Source organism: Corynebacterium axilliensis (genome assembly GCF_046097495.1).
Lineage (GTDB): Bacteria > Actinomycetota > Actinomycetes > Mycobacteriales > Mycobacteriaceae > Corynebacterium.
Map to the genome: position 1 here is coordinate 1,649,567 of NZ_CP175768.1, position 17,730 is coordinate 1,667,296.

The 17,730-nt window shown below is 67.6% G+C and carries 15 protein-coding genes; 11 read left to right on the forward strand and 4 right to left on the reverse strand.

The features are described 5' to 3' along the window. Nucleotides 1-22: 22 nt before the first annotated feature. Genes ACKFR8_RS07950 through ACKFR8_RS07960 form a run of 3 tightly spaced genes read left to right on the forward strand, consistent with a single transcriptional unit; the run spans nucleotide 23 to nucleotide 3,845 of the window. Nucleotides 23-511 (forward strand): universal stress protein, encoded by a 489-nt coding sequence (locus ACKFR8_RS07950; protein WP_296134191.1) that lies wholly within the window; start codon nucleotides 23-25, stop codon nucleotides 509-511. A 36-nt stretch (nucleotides 512-547) separates the two neighbouring features. Further along, nucleotides 548-745, forward strand: coding sequence for a DUF2613 domain-containing protein (locus ACKFR8_RS07955; protein ID WP_408929697.1), 198 nt, complete (start codon nucleotides 548-550; stop codon nucleotides 743-745). A 1-nt stretch (nucleotide 746) separates the two neighbouring features. After that, nucleotides 747-3,845, forward strand: coding sequence for an alpha-(1->3)-arabinofuranosyltransferase domain-containing protein (locus tag ACKFR8_RS07960; RefSeq protein WP_408929698.1), 3,099 nt, complete (start codon nucleotides 747-749; stop codon nucleotides 3,843-3,845). Between the two features lie 124 nt (nucleotides 3,846-3,969). Here ACKFR8_RS07960 and ACKFR8_RS07965 read toward each other — a convergent pair whose 3' ends face one another. Continuing rightward, entirely contained in the window at nucleotides 3,970-5,076 is a 1,107-nt protein-coding gene (locus tag ACKFR8_RS07965; RefSeq protein WP_408929699.1) for an acyltransferase family protein, read from the reverse strand. Nucleotides 5,077-5,133: 57 nt separating this feature from the next. Between ACKFR8_RS07965 and ACKFR8_RS07970 the strand changes: the two genes are divergently transcribed. Both ACKFR8_RS07970 and ACKFR8_RS07975 read left to right on the forward strand, forming a co-directional pair. After that, nucleotides 5,134-6,108 (forward strand): DUF3068 domain-containing protein, encoded by a 975-nt coding sequence (locus ACKFR8_RS07970; RefSeq protein WP_408929700.1) that lies wholly within the window; start codon nucleotides 5,134-5,136, stop codon nucleotides 6,106-6,108. Nucleotides 6,109-6,121: 13 nt separating this feature from the next. Further along, nucleotides 6,122-7,603, forward strand: coding sequence for a hypothetical protein (locus tag ACKFR8_RS07975; protein WP_408929701.1), 1,482 nt, complete (start codon nucleotides 6,122-6,124; stop codon nucleotides 7,601-7,603). Here ACKFR8_RS07975 and ACKFR8_RS07980 read toward each other — a convergent pair. After that, nucleotides 7,527-8,618 (reverse strand): glycosyltransferase family 4 protein, encoded by a 1,092-nt coding sequence (locus tag ACKFR8_RS07980; protein WP_408929702.1) that lies wholly within the window; start codon nucleotides 8,616-8,618, stop codon nucleotides 7,527-7,529. The genes ACKFR8_RS07975 and ACKFR8_RS07980 overlap by 77 nt on opposite strands. Nucleotides 8,619-8,642: 24 nt before the next feature. Between ACKFR8_RS07980 and ACKFR8_RS07985 the strand changes: the two genes are divergently transcribed. Next, nucleotides 8,643-9,401 carry a class I SAM-dependent methyltransferase gene (locus ACKFR8_RS07985; protein WP_408929703.1) on the forward strand — a complete coding sequence of 253 codons (759 nt, stop codon included), beginning with the start codon at nucleotides 8,643-8,645 and terminating at the stop codon, nucleotides 9,399-9,401. Between the two features lie 55 nt (nucleotides 9,402-9,456). On the opposite strand, the gene ACKFR8_RS07990 is transcribed toward ACKFR8_RS07985, so the two are convergent. Further along, a complete protein-coding gene (locus ACKFR8_RS07990; RefSeq protein ID WP_408929704.1) occupies nucleotides 9,457-11,277 on the reverse strand; it encodes a phosphoenolpyruvate carboxykinase (GTP) in 1,821 nt (606 codons plus the stop codon). Nucleotides 11,278-11,664: 387 nt separating this feature from the next. Here ACKFR8_RS07990 and trmB point away from each other — a divergent pair, with 387 nt between their 5' ends. From trmB to ACKFR8_RS08015, 5 genes are read left to right on the forward strand one after another with little or no spacing between them, the layout of a single operon-like run. Next, entirely contained in the window at nucleotides 11,665-12,441 is a 777-nt protein-coding gene (gene trmB, locus ACKFR8_RS07995) for a tRNA (guanosine(46)-N7)-methyltransferase TrmB (RefSeq protein WP_408929705.1), read from the forward strand. After that, nucleotides 12,441-13,067, forward strand: coding sequence for an NYN domain-containing protein (locus ACKFR8_RS08000; RefSeq protein ID WP_296134702.1), 627 nt, complete (start codon nucleotides 12,441-12,443; stop codon nucleotides 13,065-13,067). Before trmB ends, ACKFR8_RS08000 begins: the two co-directional genes overlap by 1 nt. A 7-nt stretch (nucleotides 13,068-13,074) precedes the next feature. Then, nucleotides 13,075-15,294: an MMPL family transporter gene (locus tag ACKFR8_RS08005; protein ID WP_408929706.1), complete on the forward strand. Its 2,220-nt coding sequence runs from the start codon at nucleotides 13,075-13,077 to the stop codon at nucleotides 15,292-15,294. Then, nucleotides 15,291-16,301, forward strand: coding sequence for a lysylphosphatidylglycerol synthase transmembrane domain-containing protein (locus ACKFR8_RS08010; protein ID WP_408929707.1), 1,011 nt, complete (start codon nucleotides 15,291-15,293; stop codon nucleotides 16,299-16,301). Before ACKFR8_RS08005 ends, ACKFR8_RS08010 begins: the two co-directional genes overlap by 4 nt. Continuing rightward, nucleotides 16,302-16,646 (forward strand): DUF3054 domain-containing protein, encoded by a 345-nt coding sequence (locus ACKFR8_RS08015; protein WP_408929708.1) that lies wholly within the window; start codon nucleotides 16,302-16,304, stop codon nucleotides 16,644-16,646. Here ACKFR8_RS08015 and ACKFR8_RS08020 read toward each other — a convergent pair. Further along, nucleotides 16,643-17,728, reverse strand: coding sequence for an ATP-grasp domain-containing protein (locus ACKFR8_RS08020; RefSeq protein ID WP_408931007.1), 1,086 nt, complete (start codon nucleotides 17,726-17,728; stop codon nucleotides 16,643-16,645). The genes ACKFR8_RS08015 and ACKFR8_RS08020 overlap by 4 nt on opposite strands. Nucleotides 17,729-17,730 lie beyond the last annotated feature (2 nt).

Here is a 17,730-nt window from a genome sequence, read left to right on the forward strand (position 1 = left end):
ACCCGGTTGTTAGGATGGTCACATGAGTAACGGAGAGACCATGCTGATCGCATACGACGGCTCCGCCCGCGCCGACCGCGCCCTGGACTACGCCGCACACCTGCTGCGCCCCACCCACGTGGAGATCCTCACCGCGTGGGAACCCGCCGCCCGCCAGGCCGCCCGCGCGGTCAGCCGCAGCGGACTCAACCAGGCGCCGAACCCCGAAAACGTAGAGGACGACCCCGCCTACGCCGAAGCGCTCGAGATTTGCCGCCGCGGCATCGCCAAGGCCGAGTCCCTGGGACTAAGCGGCCACGCCCAGCTGGTGGAATCCGTCTCCACCATCCAAAGCGCCATCGTGGACGCCGCCCAGGAACTCGACGTGGACGTCATCGTCACCGGCACCCGCGCGCTCACCGGCTTCCGCTCCCTGTGGAACAACTCCACCGCCGAATACATCGTCCGCAACGCCGGCCTTCCGGTCTTCATCGTGCCCCCGGAAATTACGGACGACGCCGACGAGGACTAACTACATTCGGCCACCTGCCTGCTATGATCTGCGGTCATGGCCTTCGATTCCGATTCCCTGAACAAGCGCACCCTCGGCCCCGCCCTGGGCAGCGCCGTCGTCGGCGTAGCGCTGGGAGTCGTCACCATCCTGGGCATCGCCCAGTTTTCACAGGCAGACGCCGTGCCGGGCGATAGCTCCGTCTCCGCCTCCGACGCCGTGATGGGCGGACCCGAGTACGGCTCCCGCGACTAAGGTGCGCGCCCGCCACGCGCACGCCGGGGGCTTAATCCTTGTCGCCCTCGTGGTGCTGGCGCAGCCCTGGGGGCTGACCGCCGCCGACACCAAACACGATCTGGCGGCCAACCCGGCTGGCTTCTTGGCCGGCGCCCTGCATGCCTATACCGATACTTTTACCCTGGGCCAGCTGCAGAATCAGGCCTACGGCTACCTCTTCCCGCAGGGCCTGTTCTTTCTCATCACGGACCCGCTGCCGGACTGGATAGCGCAGCGCCTCTGGTGGTTCCTCGTGCTGGCGGTGGGGTTCGGGGGATTCTTCCGGCTGGTCCGCGCGGTGCTGCCCGCCGCCCCCGCGCGCGCCGCCATGGCGGGCGGGCTGCTCTTCGCGCTCTCCCCGCGCACGCTGACGACGCTGGGCGCGATTTCCTCGGAGACCTGGCCGGTCATGCTCGCGCCCTGGGTGCTCCTGCCCTTCCTGCGGCCGGGCCGGCTGACGTGGCGGGACGCCGCGCCTGCCGTGGTGGCGGTGGCGTGCATGGGCGCGGTCAACGCCACGGCCACGCTGGCGGCCTGCCTGCCCGCGGGCCTGGTCCTGCTGTGGCGCCGGGCGGGCCGGGCCGGGCTGGCCTGGCTAGCCGGGTGCGCTGCGGTGTCCGCGTGGTGGATTGTTCCGCTACTCATCTTGGGCCGCTTCGCCCCGCCGTTTACTGAGTTCATCGAGTCCGCCCGGGTGACTACGCGGTGGCTCAACCTGCCGGAAATCCTGCGCGGTACGACCAGCTGGGCACCGTTCGTGGACACCGAGCGCGTGGCCGGCAACGCCCTGGCCACCGAGCCGGTATTTGTGCTCTTCACGGTCGGGGTCGCCGCCTTGGGCCTGGTGGGCCTGGCGCGCCTGCCGCGCGTGTGGGCATTCATGCTGCTCGTCGGCGTGGCCCTGCTGGGCACGTACGCCGCCTGGTACCTCGACGCGCTGGACGGGCCGCTGGCCGCCCTGCGCAACGTGCACAAGCTGGACCCGGTGGTGCGCATCCCGCTGCTGCTCGGCGTGGCGTGCGTGGTGGCGCGGGTGGGGCTGCCGCGCAGCCTGCATCCCACCCGGCGCCAAGCCGCGGGCCTGCTGGTGTGCCTGGTTGCCGCCGGCGCGACCGCCCCGGCGTGGACCGGCCGGCTGCTGCCCAAGGGCGCGTACGAGGAGGTCCCGGCTTATTGGCAGGAGGCGGCCGACTTCATGAATACGCTAGATACCCGCGTGCTCCTCTACCCGCCGGCCTCCTTTGCCCGCCAGGACTGGGGCTGGACGCGCGACGAGCCCGCGCAGCCACTACTCACCGTTCCCTGGGCGGTCCGGGACGCCGTGCCGCTCGTCCCACCCGAATCCATCCGCGGGCTCGACGGCGCGATGGCGCAGATTGCGCGCGACCCAGACTCAGCGCCGGCGGTCCTGCAGCGCCTGGGCATCGGCGCGGTGGCGGTGCGCCACGACCTCCTCTCCGCGCCCTCTGCCCACATCCCGGGCGAGGTCCACCGCTTCGGGGAGGTCGACGTCGTGGTCTTCGATCCAGAGCTGTCCATGAACCTGGCACCGGCCGACCCGCCGCGGGTGGCCGGCGGCGGGGAGTCGCTCGCGCTGCTTCATGGCCCGCACGAGCTCGTCTCCGCCGACGCCGACATCGTCACCGACACGCCCGCCGTGCGCGACCGCAACTACGGCACGCTCTCCGGCCCGGCGTCCGCACCGCTGGCCCCCTCCGATCCTTCCACGGTGCGCAATCGCCTGCGTGACTACCCTTCTGTCGGCCCGCTGACCCAGGTGGTAGAGCACGATGGCCGCGTGACGGCGTCCTCGTCTGCTGCGGATGCTTCTTCCTTCGGCGGGGCGGACCCGGCGCGCTCTGTCACCGCGGCGGTGGACGGCGAGAACTCCACCGCGTGGTGGCCAGCCCCCGGTGATTCCGGCTGGTTGGAGCTGCATGCAGAGTCCACCTGGTCCTCGCCCACGCTGCGGTTGATGACCACCGGCACGACCGAGGTCACCATCTACAACGGCGAGTCCAAGGTCACCGTCACCCTGGAGGCCTACCGCGCCCGCGATATTCGGGTGCCCGGCGCGCATGCCTCCACCATCCGCATCGTGCCACAGCGCCGCACCGGCGTTGCGGAGGCCGCCATCGTGGGCCAGCCCTCCCCGCGCCGCCTGGTCACCGTCCCCGATACTTCCCCGAACGCGCGGCAGTTCCTGTTCCAGCAGGACCACGAAGATGTTCTGATCCGCTCGTTTACCGCGCCGCGCGCGATGACGGTGCGGGTGTCCGGCACGAAGCCTGTGCTTATCGACGCCCACCGCCACGCCCCCGGCGCCACCCTCAACCTTTCGGCCGGCCCGCACGTCGTGCGCACCACCGGCGACTGGGCCGCGTTGACCGATACGTCCTCCTCCCTACCGGATCCCCTGCCCGCGTCCGAGCCTCCCGCTGCAGAGGCCCGCGGCTACACCCGGCTGGCCGCCGGCCAGTCCATCGCGCCCGCCGACCACGACCGCCTCCTTGTTACCGGCCGCACCTTCAACGCGGGCCTGCGCGGCGAGCTTGCCTCCCCCGGGGCCGATCCGCTCTCCCTCGAGGCACAATCCATCGACGCCGACACGCAGGCCTTCCTCATCCCCGCCGGTGCCGGCGGCAACTTCCGCATGTCCTTTGCCGCGGACCGCGCCTACCGCGCGGGCCTGGGCTTTGGCGGCGCGCTCGCTGCGCTCACCACCGCTTTCTGCCTGCTAGTCATCTCACGCCGGCCGCGCCGCCAGCCGGCACCGCACGATGCCGCATCGCCCGCCGCGGCCCGCATCCTCCTCGCTGTTGTCACCGCCGCGACCGCGACCCTGGTGGCGGGCTTTCCCGGCCTGGCCACCGCCGCGGCGGCGTGGGCCATCGCGCGCTGGACCACGCTGCGCGCCGACTACCTGGCCGGCGCGCTCACCCTGGCCGCCGGCGCGATGCTCGCCCGCGCGCCCTGGCCCGCCGACGGCTACGCCGGCGACTCGCCCCTCGTCCAACTTCTCTGCGTCGCAGCCATCACCTGCGCCTGCCTCCCCGCCCCGCCGCACACCAATCCCTAGCTCGCCGTACATGGTTGCCCTCAAAAGGCACTAGCCAAAAGGCGGCTTTGGGGGGGCAAAGAAACCATATACCCCGGCATAAAAGGTTTGTTTGGGGGCAAGGAAACCTTTTGACTAATGCCTTTTAGAAAATGCCATGTGCGAGCCCCCGTTTTACGAGCCCGCTGAGCCGCCGGACCCCGCGAGTAGCGGCTAGGGAGCGGATGAGGTCGCGCCCGGGGACCTCCACAAGCACGTAGGTCGCCGCCGACAGCGCGCAGCTGACCACCACGGTAAAGGCGGCCACCACCGCGAAGTCTCCGGCCGAGCCAGTAAACGGGTCCACGCCCAGCAACGGGAACGCGATGGCCAGCACCGCCACGTGCCACAGGAAGACACCGTAGGACCAGCGGCCCAGCGCGCGCATGAGGGGCGCGGCCAACCAGCTTTCACGGGGAGAAAGCGCCACCGGCACCACCACGCAGGCCCCGCACACCGCGCCTGCGGCAATACGCCGCGCAAACTCGTCCGGAGCGGGGTGCACCAGGCCCTGCGGGCCGAACCACTCGCGGCTAGCCAGCCACACGCAGCCCGCGGCCACCGCCCAGCACACCGGGCGCACGACGCGCCCGGCGCGCAGCCGCACCTGCGCGGCCTCCGCCTCTGCGGCCAGCATGCCCACCGCGAACCACGAGAAGTACGCCGGCGGCCAGATCTGCGTATTGACCTGGCCAGACTCAAACCCCGCCACGAAAGGCAGGAAACCCCAGCCCAGGCTCAGCACACCCGCGCCGGCGATGAGCAGCACCCGCCCCCGCGCGGAAAACCGATCCAAGGCCCACGCCATAAGCGGCAGCACCGCGTAGAAGGCGAACTCCACGCACAGCGACCACAGCTGGGTCAGCCCGGGTACTAGCCCGTCGGCGATGTAGAGCTGCGTGCCGGTGAGGTTGGTGAGAAGTTGGGGGAGGGTGAGCGGGGAGGCGTCGGGAAGCAGGGCGAGTACTGCCACCACGCACACCACGTAGAGCGGGGCCAGGCGGGCCACGCGGGAGAGCGCGTACTGGCCCACGGTGTGCGCGTGCCGCCGGCGCCACAGCAGGAAGCCGCTGAGCACGAAGAAGACCGCCACGCCGTAGTCCAGACGCTCGGCCCAGGCCCAGCCGGTGGCCGTCTGGAAGGACACGTGCGTGATTACAACAGCCAGTGCTGCCAGCGCACGCACACCTTCGAGCTCGGGGAGAAAGCGCATGGCCTACTACGATACTATTTCTGCAGTAAATCCCCCTCTCGACCGATCGGAGCTGACGTGTTCCTTCGCTCCCGCATAGCGCAGGTGACGATTGCCGCCGCGGTCTTCCTTATCCTCGGGTCCATCCTGCCGCCGCTCTACAACAACCAGGCGCGGCCGCTAGCCACGGACCTGAACCTCGAAGTCCGCGCGGAGCAGGACGGCACCACCTACACCCGCCACACCACCACTTCCCCAGCAGAGAAGGATTCGGTAGCGCGCGCGACATCCACCGTGGAGCTGGCCCAGGACGGGAAAACCATCGTGCGTATTAGCGAAGATTCCCTGCTCAACCGCGAGTCCACGTACCCGGTGGCCGGGACCAACACCACGCAGAGCATCGCCATCCCGGAGCTGGGCGTGGACAGTGCGGACAAGAAGGTCGAAAGCGAGGGCATGAGCTACTTCTTCCCCTCCGGCGCGGAGCAGCGCTCCTACCCCTTTTTCGATCCGCTCACGCAGGACTCGGCGCCGATTGATTTCCTGCGGGATGAGAAGCTGGACGGCATCCCCACCTATGTCTTCCACCAGGAGCTTCAGCCGGCCGCGCTGGCGGATGTCTTGGGCACCGACCAGCACCGTTCCGGCCCGGCGAGCGACTTCTACTCGCCGGAGTCTCTGCAGCGCTTCGATCTCAAGGCGAACTCGCACGTCATCCTGGAGCCCTTCTATGCGGTAAGCCGCACGGTGTGGGTGGAGCCCACCACCGGCACGATTGTCAACGAGGAGGAGCACCCGCGCATCTTCTGGGCTACCGACGCCGCGCAGGCCGAGGCCATGGTCGCCGCCGATGACACGCAGGAGCGCGCGCTTGTCGACGCCCCCCTGGCCTGGTCCACCGAGACCCGCACCGAGCGCCTCGACGCCGTGCGCCAGGTCATCACCACGGTGAAGATGCTGAGCATCGTGGGCTGGCTGGGCAAGACCGTGGGTGTGGTGCTGCTGGCGGTGGCGGCCGCGATGTACATGCGCCGCCGCGCCCAGGACGCTTAAGGATCCGATGTCCGTGTCCTCCCGCGCAGTGCGCTGGGCTTTAAGGCTCTGGGGTGTCGTACTCGTCGCCGCGGTGTGCTGGCCCTTCCTGCTGCCGGGCGAATTTCTGTGGCGCGACATGGTGCTGCTGAATCACCCGGCGTTGAGCGCCTCCGCCTTCGGCGCCGGCGACCTGCCCGCCCGCAATGCGCCGCAGGACGGCGTGCTCGCGCTGGTGGGCGGGGCGTGGCTCGCCAGGGTTTTTATCCTCGGCGCGGCGAGCGCGTCCGCGTGGGCGGCCTGTTGCTGGTCGCGCAGCAGGGCCCAGTCGAGCCCGTGGGCGGCAGCCGCCGCGATGGCGTGTGCTGTGGCCAATCCCTTCGTCATCGAGCGCCTCCTGCAGGGCCAGTGGTCGCTGGCGGTGGCGGCGTGGCTGGCGCCCGTGATCGCGTGGGGTTGCCTGCGCGGTCGTCCGCGCGTGGCGTGGCTGGCGCTGTGGGCGGCGTCCTTGACGCCCACCGGCGGGCTCTTCGGTGGGCTCCTCGCGGTGGCCTGTGAGCGCGACGGGCGCCGTCGGCAGCTCTTCGCCGGCGGTGCGGTGCTGCTGTGGCTGCCGTGGTTGGTTCCTAGTCTCCTCGGTGGTTCCCCCACCGCCCCCGGGGATCCCGCCGCCCAGGCCGCGGCCTTCGCCCCGCGCGCGGAGGCGCACGTGGGCACGGTCGGCTCGCTGCTCGGCTTCGGCGGCATCTGGAACGCCGCGGCGGTGCCGGCCTCCCGCGAGCACGGCTTCGCGCTGGCCGGGCTGGCCGTCGCCGCCCTGGCTATCGTCGGCGCGGCCCGGCTTCCCCGCCGGGAGCTGCGCCCGCTCGCTGTCCTGGCGGTACTTGGCATGGGCCTGGCCATCCTCGGCGGGCTTGTTCCCGGGGCCACCGCCATCGCGCTGGAGTACATTCCCGGCGCGGGCCTTCTTCGTGATTCCTCCAAGCTCACAATGCTGGCCCTACCGCTGGCGGTGGCGGGCATCGGAGCCCTGCGTCAGCTTCCGGCGACGGTGGCCCTCTGCGCGTGCCTGCTCCAGGCCCCGGATGCGCCGCGGGAGCTCGCCGACCTGCGGCCGCAGGTCACCGGCGTGGACCGCCAGCTGGTAAACAAGCTCGACGGGCGCCTGACCTTTTTTGCTGACCGCCCCGCCATGGTGGAAGTCGATGGCGGCATTGCCCTCGACCCCTACTCCAAGGCGGCCAACAAGCTGGATTCGGGCGCGCTCACCGTGGACGGCAGGGTGGTGGATGAGCCTTCGACGCGCTACGTGGCTGCCGCGGCGGCCTGGGAGGAGCGCGATCTGGGCAGGTTGGAGCAGCTGGGCGTCGGCGCGGTGGTCGAGGACGGCCGCATCGTTGCCACCACCGCCGCCGCACCCGAGCCCGCGCCGTGGGGGCTTAGCGCCGCCTGGTGCGCGCTTCCGCTTGGAGCAGCTCTTCGAAGCGGGCGCCGGTGGCCTCCCAGGAAAAGGTAGCGGCCAGCGCGCGGGCGGCGTCGCCAAGCTGGGCGCGCAGGGCGGGGTCCTCAACCAGCGCCCGCACCGCCTGCGTGAACTCCGCCTCGCGCTGGACCAGCAGGCCGGTCTCGCCATCAATCACGCTGTCTTGCAGGCCAAACACGTATCCCACTGTGGGCACCCCATGTTGGGCCGCCTCCATGACTGCCAGCCCCCAGCCTTCTTTTCGAGAAGGCATGAGGTGCACATCGGCGCGCGCCAGCAGGGCGTGCTTGTAGTCCTCGGTCACCTGGCCCCGGAAGCGCACGCGATCCTCCACGCCGTGGGCTCGGGCGTACTCGCGCAGGTGAGATTCCCACCAGCCGGAACCGATGACGTCGAGAAGCGCGCCCGGAATCCTCGCCACGGTGTCCATGGCGTGCTCAATCTGCTTGTGCGGCACCAGGCGGGACAGGGTGACCAGGTGGACATTGGCCTCGCGCTCCAGGGTGGGCACGTGCTCCGGTAGGGGATCCACGCCGTTTTCAATGATGTGCGCGCCGTTTATCCCCAGCTTCTCCAGGTCGCGCTTCGAGGCCTCCGAGACCGTCACCCACGTGTTCTCGCGGTAGAGCGCCGGCACCACGCGGGATTCCAGGAACCAGCCCAGCCGCGCCAGCACGGGCCCGGCCACCGGCCACTGCTCGCGGTGACAGTGGTGCGTCAGGATGACAACAGGCGCGCGGGTGGCCAGGCGGGCGAAGAAGGGGATGCCGTTATGGGTATCCACCACCACGTCAACGCCGCGCATGTCGCGCCCGCCCAGCAGCAGCGCCAACAACGCGCGCGGGTAGACGCTGAACTTGGCCCCGGCGCGCGAGTAGAGCACGCCGTTGCGGCGCTCGCGTTTGGCGGCATTCATGTGGCGCGCGGTGCGGAAGACCACCTCGTGGCCGTGGGCGGCGAGGTACTCGCCCACGCGCTCCAGGTAGCGCTCGGAGCCGCCGCCTTGCGGGTGGGTGGAATCGCGCCAGCACAAAAGAAGGATTTTCATGTCGAGGAACTAGCCTAGTGGGTTATGAAACACACCCGGGCTTTCGCCACCCTGCGCCGTTCCTGGCGGCTGCTGCGCTCCTTCCGCTTCGAGCAGACCCAGCCCGCGGTGTTCTATGGCGGTCTGGCGGAGGACACCGCCGCGCTTGTCGACGCCCTCTCCCGCGACCATTCTTTGTCCCTCACCGGCGCGCGCGTGCTCGACGTCGGCGGCGGGCCCGGCTATTTCGCCTCGGCCTTTGCCCAGCGCGGGGCCAGCTATGTCGGGCTGGAGCCGGACGTGGGCGAGATGGCCGCCGCCGGCATCGAGGTGGCCCAGGCCGTGCGCGGCGACGGCACCCGCCTGCCCTTTGCGGATGGCACCTTCGATATCACGTACTCCTCCAACGTGGCCGAGCACATCCCCAACCCGTGGGACATGGGTAAAGAGATGCTGCGCGTGACCAAGCCCGGCGGGCTAGTGGTCTTGAGCTACACGGTGTGGCTGGGGCCCTTTGGCGGGCACGAGACCGGCCTGTGGGAGCACTACGTGGGCGGTGAGTTCGCCCGGGACCGCTATACCCGCCGCCACGGCCACCCGCCGAAGAACGTCTTCGGCACCTCGCTCTTTGCGCTCTCCGCGCGCGAGGGCCTGGACTGGGCGCGCGGGGCCAACAAACGCGGTCCGCACACGCTACTGGCTACCTTCCCGCGCTACCACCCGGCCTGGGCCTGGTGGGTAACAAAGGTGCCGGTGCTGCGCGAGTTCCTCACCTCCAACCTGGTCCTGGTCCTGCGCGCCTAAAACGGCGAAAGCTCCCCGCCGTTGAAGCGGGGAGCTTATAGCTGCGTGAGGCTAATTAGCTGGCAGACTCAACGCGCTCCTTGAGCGCCTTGAACTGATCCCACACCTCGGACGGGACGCGGGAGCCCAGGAAGTGCAGGTACTCACTGTTGTCCTCCATGTCGCCGGCCCAGTCGGCCGGGTTGACGGCCAGGGCCTCGCGGACGTCCTCGATGTCGAAGTCCAGGCCGGTGAGGTCGATGTCCTCCGGGCGGGCGGTGTGGCCCACGACGGTCTCCACGGCCTCGACCTTGCCCTCGATGCGGTCCACAATCCACTTGAGCACGCGGGAGTTCTCGCCGAAGCCCGGCCACAGGAAGCGGCCGTCCTCGCCGCGGCGGAACCAGTTGACCAGGAAGATCTCCGGCATGCGCTCGCCGCCCTTAACCCCCATATCCACCCAGTGCTGCAGGTAGTCACCGGCGTTGTAGCCCATGAAGGGCAGCATGGCCATCGGGTCGTGGCGCAGGGCGCCCACCTTGCCCTCGGCGGCCGCGGTCTGGCCGGAGGAGAGCAGGGCGCCGATCATGGTGCCGTGGTTCCAGTCGAAGGCCTGGGTAACCAGCGGGACGGTGTCCGCGCGGCGGCCGCCGAAGAGGATGGCGTCGATCTTAACGCCCTTCCAGTCGTCGTACTCCGGGGCGGCCGTCGGGCACTGCGAAATCGGCACGCAGTAGCGGGAGTTCGCGTGCGCGGCCTTGGTGGTGGACTCCGGGGTCCAGTCGTTGCCGTGCCAGTCGATGAGATGCTCCGGGGCCTCGCCCATCTCCTCCCACCAGACGTCGCCGTCGTCAGTCAGCGCCACGTTGGTGAACAGGGTGTTGCCCGGCTCCATGGTCTTCATGGCAATCGGGTTGGAGTCGTAGTTGGTGCCCGGCGCCACGCCGAAGAAGCCGTTCTCCGGGTTGACGGCGTAAAGGCCGTCCTCGCGCAGGTGCATCCACGCAATATCGTCGCCGACAACCTCGGCGGACCAGCCCGGAATCGTCGGGGTGATCATGGCCAGGTTGGTCTTACCGCAGGCGGACGGGAAGGCGGCCGCCACGTGGTACTTCTTGCCCTCCGGGTTGGTGAGCTTCAGGATGAGCATGTGCTCTGCCATCCAGCCCTCTTCCTTGGCCATGACGGAGGCGATGCGCAGCGCGTAGCACTTCTTGGCCAGGATGGCGTTGCCGCCGTACCCGGAACCGTAGGACCAGATTTCCTTGGTCTCCGGGAACTGGGTGATGTACTTGGTGTCGTTGCACGGCCAGGCTACGTCCTCCTGACCCGGCTCCAGCGGAGCGCCCACGGAGTGCAGGGCGTGGACGAAGTTACCCTCGTCCCCGATCTTGTCCAGGGCCTGCTTGCCCATGCGGGTCATGATGCGCATGGACAGGACCACGTAGGCGGAGTCCGTCAGCTGCACGCCCAGCTTCGGGTCCGGGTCGTTGATGGGGCCCATGCAGAACGGCACCACGTACATGGTGCGGCCCTTCATGGAACCACTGAAGGCCTCCGTCATCTCTTCCTTCATCGCCGCCGGCGGCGCCCAGTGGTTGGTGGGGCCGGCGCCCTCTTCGGTTTCGGTGCAGATAAAGGTGCGGGATTCCACGCGGGCGACGTCCGAGGGGTTGGAGCGGGCCAGGTAGGAGTTCGGGCGCTTTTCCTCGTTGAGCTTGATCAGCGTGCCCTTCTCCACGAGCTCACCAGCGAGGCGGTCCGCTTCTTCCTGGGAGCCGTCAACGAACACGACCTCTTCCGGCTGGAAGAGCTCGACGCTCTCACTAATCCACGAAATGAGCTTCTCATTCTTCGTGGGCAGTTCACCTACAAGGCCTTTGATTGTTGCGGTCATCTCTCATTCTCCTGAGGTCGGTGTGGCCGGGTGCTCACTCGCGCCAACAAGGTGGTCTCCCCCATCGGCGTGTCACCATCCAGAGTATCGCCACTGGTCCTATCAGATGGTGTAATACGGGCCACGGTGGTTATATCCACCCTGGTCGCACCGCCTTCACCAAGCGCACGGGCCTGTGAGATATGGCACGAGGCGGATTTTATCACCCCTCAACGGGGGCATAAATCGATCATTTCTCCACGCCCGGTTTGTCGCGTTCCTACCCCTACATCCTTTATTCGGGCACCGTTCCCACCCCGCTGGCCGCACCCGCTGCGTACTCGCCCGCCCGGGCACCCGGCGCGGCACGTTGCTCCCCACCCCTGCTTAGGGGAACAATGTATCCCGATGAATAGCGCAGACTCTTCCCCCACCCCGCCGGCCGCCGAGATGCCGCACGGCCGCGGCCTCCAGACCGACTTCAACGCGGAGTTCAACAACGACCTGGACTACCCGCGCCTGGGCAACGTCACCTTCCGCCGCGGCACCCTCACCGATAACCAGAACGCGCTCTTTGAGGAGCACTGGCCCGAGCTGGGGCGCATGCTTGCCGACGAACCCCTGGACATCCCCGCCTGGTTCGGCCGCGACGGCGCGAAGACCATCGTGGAGATCGGATCCGGCACCGGCACCTCCACCGCCGCCATGGCGCCGCTGGAGAAGGATACCAATATCATCGCCGTTGAGCTCTACAAGCCCGGCCTGGCCAAGCTGCTCGGCTCCATCGTGCGCAATGACATTGACAACATCCGCATGGTGCGCGGCGATGGCATCGAGGTGCTCATGCGCATGATTGCCCCGGAGTCCTTGGACGGCATCCGCATCTTCTTCCCGGATCCCTGGCCCAAGGCCCGCCACCACAAGCGCCGCATCATCCAGTCCGGCACGCTCAACCTGTTCGCCTCCCGCCTCAAGCCGGGCGGCGTGCTCCACGTGGCCACCGACCATGCAGGATATGCCGAGTGGATTAACGAGCTCGTGGAGGTCGAGCCGTCCCTCGAGTACAAGGGCTGGCCGTGGCCGGAGTGCCCCATCCTCACCGACCGCCAGGTCATCACCAAGTTCGAGGGCAAGGGCCTGGACAAGGAACACGTCATCACTGAGTACCTGTGGGAGAAGAAGTAATGGCCGGAACCTATCTCCTGGTGTGGGACGCACCGAACATGGACATGGGGCTCGGCGCCATCCTGGGCGGGCGGCCCACCGCCGCCTACCGCCCGCGCTTTGACGCCATCGGCCGCTGGCTGGTGGAGCTGGCCATGGACAACGACGCCACCCCAGAGGCCGCCGTCTTCACCAACGTCAGCCCCGGCGGCGCGGACGTCATCCGCCCGTGGGTGGAGGCCATCCGCAACGTCGGCTTCGCCGTCTTTGCCAAGCCCAAGCTGCACGAGGACGACGACGTCGACCCCGACATGATCGAACACATCAAGGCCCACCGCGAGGACCTCTCCGGGGTCATCGTGGCTTCTGCCGACGGTCAGAACTTCCAGCACCTGCTGGAACAACTCACCGCCTCCGGCCTGCCCACCTGCGTCCTCGGCTTCCACGAGCACGCCTCCTGGGCGGTGACCCACCCGGACATCGAGTTCGTCGACCTCGAGGACATCGAGGGTGTCTTCCGCGAGCCGCTGCCCCGCGTCAACCTGGACAACCTGCCCCCGGGCGGCGCGTGGCTGCAGCCCTTCCGCCCGCTGTCCGCGCTCGTGTCCCCGGCCTCCCCGCGCCCTCACGCCCCCGAGAACCGTTAGGAGAAGCATGTTTTACTCCTGGGGCCGTTTTTCCTACGCCCACCGCAAGGCCATCCCACTGGTCATCGTCGGCATCATCCTGCTGCTCTTCCTCGGGTTCGGCAGCCGCCTGGGAGACCGGATGAGCCAGGAGGGGTGGGAGGACCCGGCGGCGGCGTCGACAAGCGCGGCGCACATCGAGCTCGAGACCTTCGGCCGCGACAATTCCGGCGACGTCATCCTGCTTTTCGACGACCCCGACGCCCACGCCTCCGAAGCCACCGCCTTCCTGGATGAGCTCAAGGCGCAGCACCCGGAGCAGATTGACTCCGTCACCAGCTACTTCGACAAACGCAACCCCAACCTCATCACGCGGGACCACTCCACGGCCTTCGCCGCCATCGGGCTCAAAGGCGACGGCGAGCAGACCCTCAAGGACTTCCGCGCCATCGAGGATTCGCTACACTCTGCCGACGTCCCCGTGCAGGTCGCCGGAGCGACCGCCGTGGCCGATGCGCTGGATGAGGGCATGGCCAAGGATATTTCCCGCGCCGAGAAGGCCGCGCTGCCGCTCGTGGGCCTGCTGCTGCTCGTGGTCTTCGGCTCCGTCGTCGCGGCGTTCATGCCGCTCGTGGTGGGCGGGCTGTCCATCCTGGGCTCCCTCGGCATCCTTTCCATCCTGGCGGGATTCCTGCAGGTCAACGTGTTCGCCCAAGCCGTCGTCACGCTGCTGGGCCTGGGCCTGGCCATCGACTACGGCCTGTTCATGGTCTCGCGCTTCCGCGAGGAGCTGGACAAGGGCCGCAGCACCGAAGAGGCCGTGGCCACCACCACCGCCACCGCGGGCCAGACGGTGGTCTTCTCCGCCGCCATGGTGGCGGTGTCCCTGTCCGGGCTTTTCCTCTTCCCCCAGGCCTTCCTCAAGTCCGTAGCCTACGGCTCCATCTCCGCCGTGGGCTTGGCCGCCCTGCTCTCCGTGATGGTGCTGCCCTCGCTGTTCGGCATGCTCGGCCCCAACATTGACAAGTGGTCCGTGCGCAAGGCCTCCCGGCGCGGGCGGCGCATCGAAGACTCCTGGTGGTACAAGCTGCCGCGCTGGGCCATGCGCCGCGCGGGGCTGATGACGGCCGCCATCTGCGCCCTGCTCATCGCGCTCACCCTGCCGGTGCTGGGCGTGAAGTTCGGCGGCATCAACGAGTCCTACCTGCCGCCGGACCAGGAGGTCCGCGTGGCCCAGGACCAGTTCAACGATAAGTTCCCGGCCTTCCGCACCGAGCCGGTCAAGCTCGTGGTGAAAAACGCGACGAACCAGCAGCTTGTCGACGTCCTCATGCAGGCCCGCTCCATTCAGGGCTTCACCGAGCCGATGGGCCCGAAGTCCAAGACCGTGGACGGCACCACCGTCCTGGGCGCGGGCATCCAGGACCGCGAGGACTACGGGCGCATCGTCCACGAACTCGAGAGCATCGAGGCACCCGAAGGCGTGGAGCTCTACGTCGGTGGCACGCCGGCGATGGAGGTCGAGTCCCTCGACGCGCTCTTTGACACCCTGCCGTGGATGGCCCTCTACGTCGTGCTGGCCACGTTCATCCTCATGGCGCTAGTCTTCGGCTCATTTATCTTGCCGCTCAAGGCCATCTTCATGACGCTGCTCTCTCTGGGCGCGACGCTGGGCATCCTGACGCTCATGTTCGTCGACGGCCTGGGCTCCGGGGCGCTCAACTACACCGCAGGGCCCCTCATGAGCCCGATCTTGGTGCTCATCATCGCCATCGTCTTTGGTCTCTCCACGGACTACGAGGTCTTCCTGGTCTCCCGCATGGTAGAAGCCCGTCGCCGGGGCGCTTCCACAGACGAGGCCATCGCTGCGGGCACCGCGCACACCGGCGGCATCATCACTGCGGCCGCACTCATCATGATCGTCGTCGCCGGCGCCTTCGGCTTCTCCGACATCGTGATGATGAAGTACATCGCCTTCGGCATGATTTTCGCCCTGCTTATCGACGCCACCATCGTCCGCATGCTCCTCGTCCCCGCCGTCATGCACCTGCTGCGCGAGGACAACTGGTGGGCACCGCGCTTCCTGACGCGGATGGCGTCGGGGCTGGGCGGGGAGGCGTCGTCCAGCGCTGCACCCGCAACCGACACCGACGCCCCCGCCCGGGGCTCCCGCAGCGTCGACACCGACGACGAGCTCATCCCCTTCACCGAGCTTGCCCGCCGCCTCAACTCCGCGGATAAACGATGAACAAGAAATGGCTCACCTGGGGAATCTCGCTGGTCATCCTGGCCGCGCTGGCGTGGTTCTTCCGCGACCAGCTGGACTTCATCACCGAGGGTCTGCGCCGCCTGCGCCACGCCGAGCCGCTGCCGGTGGTGCTGGTCGTGCTCTTTGCGCTCGGCTCCATCGCCGGGATGGCGGAGGTGATGAAGCGGCTCATCGGCGCCGGCGGCGTCAGGGTCCCGCTGCGTGAGACCTACGCCATCACGCTGGCCTCCAACGCGTGGTCCACCACCCTGCCGGCTGGACCGGCCTTCTCCGCGGTGCTCACCTTCCAGGTGCAGCGCCGCTGGGGCGCGTCGGTGGCGCTGTGCAGCTACTTTTTGTTCCTGTCCTCCATCGTCAGCTCGCTGTTCCTCGCCCTCATCGGCCTGGGCGGGGTGTTCTTCCTCAACGCGGATATGGCTCTAGGCTCGCTGATTACCACGGTTGTGCTCATGCTCGCCGCACTCGGTGGCATCTTCTGGCTGACCTCCCACCCAGTGACCCTGGAGCGCTGGCTGCGCACGCTGCGGCCCGGGCCTAAGCGGGATCGCGCGATCCAAGAGGTGCGCAACCTCGGCGAGGTCCACCTTTCGCGCGGCTCCTTTGCCGTGGTTGCCGGGGCGTCGCTGGTGCACCGCCTGGCCGATATGGCCGCCTTGTGGGCCTCGGTGTGGGCGATGACCGGCGAGATTCCGTGGCTGCGTGCTGGTGCGGACGACACCACAATTGCCGGTGTGGCCTTGGCTTTCCTCGCCGCGAAGCTGGCTGGGTCCGCGCAGGTCACCCCCGGTGGTCTGGGCACGGTGGAGGCCGCGCTCATCGCCCCGCTGGTGGCCACCGGCCTCACGGTCGTGCACGCCACCTCCGCGGCCATCATCTACCGGCTTATCTCCTTTGCGCTCATCACTATCATTGGGTGGGTCATCTATTTCGCCCACTACGCCCGCGATGGCTTTTCCTACGCGGCGCTGAACCAGAAGGAATCCTAAATGCGCGTTGCCCCGCTTATCGACGTCCTCGCTCTCGCCCTCTTCGCCATCCTCGCCCGCCTGGCGCACGGTGGTCTGAGCTTTAGCTCGTGGGTGGATGCCTTCTGGCCGTGGACCGTGGGCGCGCTCGTGGGCTGGGTCATCATCATGGCCACGAAGCTGAGCGGCCTGTGGAAGGAAGGCGTCGTCGTGTGGCTCAGCGCCATCGTTGGCGGTATGGCTTTGTGGATGCTGGTCAACGGCCGTCTGCCGCACTGGTCCTTCCTCATCGTGGCCACCGTGATGTCCGCGCTGTTCTTCTTTGGCTGGCGAGCCATCGCAGCCTTTGCGTCCCAGCGTTCCTAATCGCTCACGGTAATCCGCAACTTACCCATTGCGCTATCCAGAATATCTTCCGGGTCTTCTCCGCTGCAGGCATGCGCTACGAGGCAACCAAGTCGCTCTGTTGAAGAGCTCGCACTCCCCACCCTTACACCAGGTTCCGCTGTGCAATAGCCGGCAAGGATTCCTGGTTCCGATAGCGCCTCCTCGACCCCACTAACGGCTGTGATGGTGCCGGAAGGGACTTGGATATAGCGAACAGCGCTACTGTGACCATCGCGCCGTTGAGGAAAGACAAATCCATCGTTAAGAGCGTTTTTTCTACCGTGCTGGCGCAAAGCATCTGCAATGAGAGGATCAAAAATGTTTGCACCGTGCACAGAACTGACAAGTAGGTGAATGAAGTCGCCGCCTGGGCGCACATGCCCTTCACCTAAGACCACCCCCTGGCCGTCCACCCACCAGCCCTCGACATGAAAGAGCCCCGCACTTAATCCCCATGCATTAAGGGCAGAAGTGACGGATGCGGCTATCTCTTCTTCATGATCCGCAAGAAGGACGCTAGGGTAACGGTGGCCGATTTCCACCACGCCCTCAAGCCGCTTATCAGTGATACCGACTACGACAGGTTCGGAGGCATAGAAGTACCCCTCCGCTGAAAACTCAGTGCCTTGGACGAATGTTTCGACGAAGCCGTCCGACAGTGTTCGGAGCGCCTCCCTCGCACTCTCAAGTTCGGTGTGAACACTCACTCCAGCACTACCTGATCCGCTGCGGGGCTTCACGACCCAAGGACCTGGTATGTCTCTCGGATCCTCTGCCGTCGCTGGTTGTTCGAAGCCAGCATCGCGCAAGCATTGACGAGCCTCATCCTTCCGCTTCAATCTAGCTACGCACTCTGGAGCGTTACCACAATCGTCGAGAAGAGCGGTCTGATATGTGTAGTCTTCGCGGAAGCATACGTAGCCTTCACAGTCACTGTATCCAGTTGATTCCTTCCGAGCGAGCGCTTGGTCGAGGTTCTTCCCGTCTAATTCGATGAGCTCTACGCCTTGGCGAGCAGCGGCATCTCGAAGCATGCCTAGCTGATGATGACCGTGCGGCATCC

Excerpts from the sequence above, each read along its gene's own strand:
- ACKFR8_RS08010 (WP_408929707.1), top strand. The coding sequence starts at position 15,291 with ATGAACAAGAAATGGCTCACCTGGGGAATCTCGCTGGTCATCCTGGCC.
- ACKFR8_RS08005 (WP_408929706.1), top strand. The coding sequence starts at position 13,075 with ATGTTTTACTCCTGGGGCCGTTTTTCCTACGCCCACCGCAAGGCCATC.
- trmB (WP_408929705.1), top strand. The coding sequence starts at position 11,665 with ATGAATAGCGCAGACTCTTCCCCCACCCCGCCGGCCGCCGAGATGCCG.
- ACKFR8_RS08015 (WP_408929708.1), top strand. The coding sequence starts at position 16,302 with ATGCGCGTTGCCCCGCTTATCGACGTCCTCGCTCTCGCCCTCTTCGCC.
- ACKFR8_RS07980 (WP_408929702.1), bottom strand. The coding sequence starts at position 8,618 with ATGAAAATCCTTCTTTTGTGCTGGCGCGATTCCACCCACCCGCAAGGC.
- ACKFR8_RS08020 (WP_408931007.1), bottom strand. The coding sequence starts at position 17,728 with ATGCCGCACGGTCATCATCAGCTAGGCATGCTTCGAGATGCCGCTGCT.
- ACKFR8_RS07950 (WP_296134191.1), top strand. The coding sequence starts at position 23 with ATGAGTAACGGAGAGACCATGCTGATCGCATACGACGGCTCCGCCCGC.
- ACKFR8_RS07955 (WP_408929697.1), top strand. The coding sequence starts at position 548 with ATGGCCTTCGATTCCGATTCCCTGAACAAGCGCACCCTCGGCCCCGCC.
- ACKFR8_RS07965 (WP_408929699.1), bottom strand. The coding sequence starts at position 5,076 with ATGCGCTTTCTCCCCGAGCTCGAAGGTGTGCGTGCGCTGGCAGCACTG.
- ACKFR8_RS07990 (WP_408929704.1), bottom strand. The coding sequence starts at position 11,277 with ATGACCGCAACAATCAAAGGCCTTGTAGGTGAACTGCCCACGAAGAAT.
- ACKFR8_RS08000 (WP_296134702.1), top strand. The coding sequence starts at position 12,441 with ATGGCCGGAACCTATCTCCTGGTGTGGGACGCACCGAACATGGACATG.
- ACKFR8_RS07985 (WP_408929703.1), top strand. The coding sequence starts at position 8,643 with ATGAAACACACCCGGGCTTTCGCCACCCTGCGCCGTTCCTGGCGGCTG.